Source organism: Vibrio sp. 1288, assembly GCF_033344475.1.
Window position 1 is genome coordinate 1 of sequence record NZ_JAWPOX010000760.1, and the last position, 611, is coordinate 611.

Here is a 611-nt window from a genome sequence, read left to right on the forward strand (position 1 = left end):
GCTACATGATCTTACTCTTTGTCCCAATCAGTGTGGGACTCATGCAGCACTTCGATATGCTACTTGCGAATGCATTGCCAATCATAGCTAGTGCAGTCGGTGGTTCACTCATTGTCTTGGTCAGCCTTGCTTGGCTACTGGACTACTTGCTAAAGGAGAAACATTAATATGTGGTTAATTGTCACTATTGTCGTTTTCCTGATTGCTCGCCAAATCGCAATTAAGATCAACAGCCCACTTGCAAACCCTTTGTTGATCAGTATTGCAGTACTGATTCCTTTATTAACGTACCTCAATGTACCGTTTGAGACATACTACGCCGACAACGAAGGCATCAGCTTTTTACTACAACCAGCTGTTGTAGCGTTGGCTTACCCTTTGTACGAGCAACTTCCTCAAATCAAAGCCAACTGGCGAATCATCACGTTTGCTTGTACGCTCGGAAGTGTTATGTCAATGGCAACCACAACCCTCATCGCCGTTGCATTTAAAGCTGACATCAGTTTAATCGCGAGCCTAGTAGGTAAGTCAGTGACCACTCCGATTGCAATGGAAATCTCAAGCCACCTTGGTGGCGAAGCGGCAGTCGCTGCAATCTTAGTACTGATCGT

General features: G+C 45.3%; 2 protein-coding genes. Both read left to right on the forward strand.

The features are described 5' to 3' along the window. Positions 1-167, forward strand: a 167-nt coding sequence (locus R8O11_RS29210; RefSeq protein ID WP_318195122.1) for a CidA/LrgA family protein, incomplete at its 5' end; no start/stop codon positions are given. 1 nt (position 168) lies between these two features. Beyond that, positions 169-611, forward strand: a 443-nt coding sequence (locus tag R8O11_RS29215; protein WP_318195121.1) for an LrgB family protein, incomplete at its 3' end; no start/stop codon positions are given.